Source organism: Roseateles sp. P5_E11 (genome assembly GCF_054049355.1).
In genome coordinates this window covers 1-2,813 of record NZ_JBFUMO010000675.1, presented here as the reverse complement: position 1 = coordinate 2,813, position 2,813 = coordinate 1, and the positions used below count along the sequence as shown (strand labels likewise).

Here is a 2,813-nt window from a genome sequence, read left to right as displayed (position 1 = left end):
GGCGAGGATGGCGTCGAAGTCGTCGTCACGCTTCCCCTGCAGATGTCCTGAATGGCGGCGCTGCGGATCCTGGTGGTCGACGACGAGGCGATCGCCCGGCGTAACCTTGTGATCTTGCTGAGTGCCGATCCAGATGTGGCAGCCGTCGTTGAATGCGACTCTGGTCAAGCGGCCGTTGCCGAGATGCGGCGCGCAAGACCTGACGTTCTCTTTCTTGACGTCCACATGCCCGAGTGCGATGGCTTCGATGTGCTCGAACTGATGGGCTCGGACATGCCCGCGGCCGTCATCTTCGTCACGGCGTACGACGAATACGCGCTGCGCGCGTTCGATGCAGGCGCGCTGGACTATTTGCTCAAGCCATTCGACGACGCGCGATTTCACCGCGCGTTGCAGCGAGCCAAGTTTCGGATCGCGCAAGAGCCGACGGCGGGCCGCCCGCCATTGACTCAACTCGTAGTGAAGAACCGGGGCAAGACCTTGTTCTTGAACACGGCAGACGTGGACTGGATCGAGGCGGCCGACTACTACGCATGCTTGCACGTAGGCAATGCGACGCACATCTTGCGCCGCAGCCTGCACGCTCTGGAACGAGAGCTGGACGCAAAGACCTTTGTTCGTATCCACCGGTCCATCATCGTCAATCGCGAGAGGGTTCGCGGTCTAGAGCTTCACAGCAGCGGGGAGCACGAGGTGGTTCTTCAATCGGGCGTTCGGCTGTCAATGAGCCGCAGGTTTCGAAAGAATTTCACCGATCGAATATGACTTCACGAAGCGCCCTTCACTCCTCCAAAGCGACCACCAGCACAGCCTTGGCAGGCACCTTGATCGACAGCTTGCCGTCCGCGACACGCGCGCTGAACGCCGCCGGCTTGACGACCTGCGGATTCTGGAACGTGTTGTGCGCGTCCATCGCGGCCGAGGTCAGCACCTTGCCGGCCGCACCCTTGACCTTCGTGCCGGCGACGTCGACGGCGACATCGACCGCCTTGGACGGATCGGTGTTGACCAGCGCCAGGTACACCTTGCCGTCCTTGGCGCGCGCCGCCGTAGCGCTCACGCCCGGAATGGTTGTTGCGCCCAGCGTGTAGCTGGTGTTGTCCTTGATGGCCAGCGGCAGCGACTTGGCATCCTGGAACGGCGCATACATCTGGAACGCGTAGTAGGTCGGCGTCAGGACCATCTTCTCCTTGTCCGTCAGGACCATCGCCTGCAGCACGTTGACCATCTGGGCGATGGTGGTCAGAGTGACCCGCTCCGCATGCTCGTGGAAGATGTGGAAGTTGAGTGCCGCCACCAGCGCGTCGCGCAGGGAGTTCTGCTGGAACAGCGCGCTTCGGGCGCCTGCTTCGTCATACCAGGTGCCCCACTCGTCGACCATCAGTCCGATCTTCTTCTGGGGATCGTTCTTGTCCAGGATGGCCACGTGATCCTTGACGAGCTGATCCATCTTCAAGGTATTGGCCAGGGTCGAGATCCACTCGCCTTCCTTGAAGCCGAGGTCCTTGCCCTTGACGTCCCAGTTGCCGGTCGGGACGGTGTACTGGTGRACGGTGATGCCGATCGTGCGGCCCTTCAGTTCCTTGCTCAGGACCTGGGTCCASGCGGTGTCGAAGCCGCTGCCGCCGCTGGCGATCATCTTCGGCCGCGACTTCTCKGRCSCCCACAGGAAATGCTCGTAATTGCTGTACAGGCTSGCGTAGTACTCGGGCTTCATGTTGCCGCCRCARCCCCACARCTCATTGCCGACACCGAAGAAGGCGACCTTGAACGGCTTCTCGCGCCCGTTCTGAGCGCGCAGCCTSGCCAGCGGCGAGCCGCCTTCCGCAGTCATGTACTGGACCCAGTCGGCCATCTCCTGCACGCTGCCGGWMCCGACGTTGCCGTTGACGTAGGCGTCGGCGCCCATCATCTCGATSAGGTCGAAGAACTCRTGSGTRCCGACGGCGTTGATCTCTTCGACGTGGGTSCCCCAGACGTTGCTCGGKCGCTTGTCCTGCGGGCCAATGCCGTCGCGCCAGTGGTAGGTGTCGGCGAAGCAGCCGCCCGGCCAGCGCACCAGCGGCACATGCAGCTCCTTGAGCGCGCCGACGACGTCATTGCGCCAACCCCGGGTGTTGGGGATGTTCGACTTGGTGCCGACCCACATGCCTTCGTAGACGCCGGTGCCGAGGTGTTCGGCGAACTGGCCGTAGACGTACTTGCTGATGACCGGGCCGGGCTTGCCGGCGTYGATGTTGATGCTGACCGGGTTGGCGGCAAAAGCCGGTGCGGCGATCAGGCCGAGTACGGCGAGGCCGTGTTTGATGGAGTTCACAGGGGTTGTCTATTCAAGTGGGGCGCAGGTGGAGGAAGGCCGAAAGTGATCGCGCCTTGTCAGCGACGGTCTTCCGTCCCTTGCCCGACGCGGTAGTAGTCAAAGTCGACACGGCCGCCGGCCGTCTTGGTCGAGTAATAGAAGAGGCCGAAGCGATAGCCCATGAAGTGCGGGAAGGTGTACTTCAGGCGAGAGGGACGACCGATGGGGGTCCAGGATTTACCGTCGAGGCTGTAGGAGAAGCGGGCGAGTTCAGGCGCAGGCTCAAATTCGCAGTCGACCCTGAGATGAACGGTCTTGCCGGGGAGGGGGATGGAGGCGATCTCCTCGGGCTTGTCCGTTTCGGCGCTCACCATGACGAGAGAACGGACGCCGTCGCTCATCTTGACGCCCACGAAACCGTACTGCCGTTGAAAGGCGGACAAGCCGGCCCAGTCGCCGTCCTTCATGCCGCTCACGTCGATGCGGGTGGTGGCCGAACTGCTCGGGCCAAAGG

Annotated in this window: 4 protein-coding genes; 1 reads left to right on the top strand and 3 read right to left on the bottom strand. The window is 62.7% G+C overall.

The window, feature by feature from the left end; translation table 11 throughout:
* A partial coding sequence (locus ACXJKR_RS28975; RefSeq protein WP_457325789.1) for a hypothetical protein occupies positions 1–225 on the bottom strand: 225 nt, incomplete at its 3' end.
* On the opposite strand from ACXJKR_RS28975, the gene ACXJKR_RS28970 reads away from it, so the two are divergent.
* Positions 115–765 carry a LytR/AlgR family response regulator transcription factor gene (locus ACXJKR_RS28970; RefSeq protein WP_457325788.1) on the top strand — a complete coding sequence of 217 codons (651 nt, stop codon included), beginning with the start codon at positions 115–117 and terminating at the stop codon, positions 763–765. The two genes, ACXJKR_RS28975 and ACXJKR_RS28970, sit on opposite strands and share 111 nt — an antisense overlap.
* A 16-nt stretch (positions 766–781) precedes the next feature.
* Here ACXJKR_RS28970 and ACXJKR_RS28965 read toward each other — a convergent pair whose 3' ends face one another.
* Both ACXJKR_RS28965 and ACXJKR_RS28960 read right to left on the bottom strand, forming a co-directional pair.
* Entirely contained in the window at positions 782–2,317 is a 1,536-nt protein-coding gene (locus ACXJKR_RS28965) for an alpha-N-arabinofuranosidase (RefSeq protein ID WP_457325787.1), read from the bottom strand.
* A gap of 59 nt (positions 2,318–2,376) precedes the next feature.
* Positions 2,377–2,813: beta-xylosidase family glycoside hydrolase (locus tag ACXJKR_RS28960; protein WP_457325786.1), on the bottom strand; the 437-nt coding region annotated here is incomplete at its 5' end.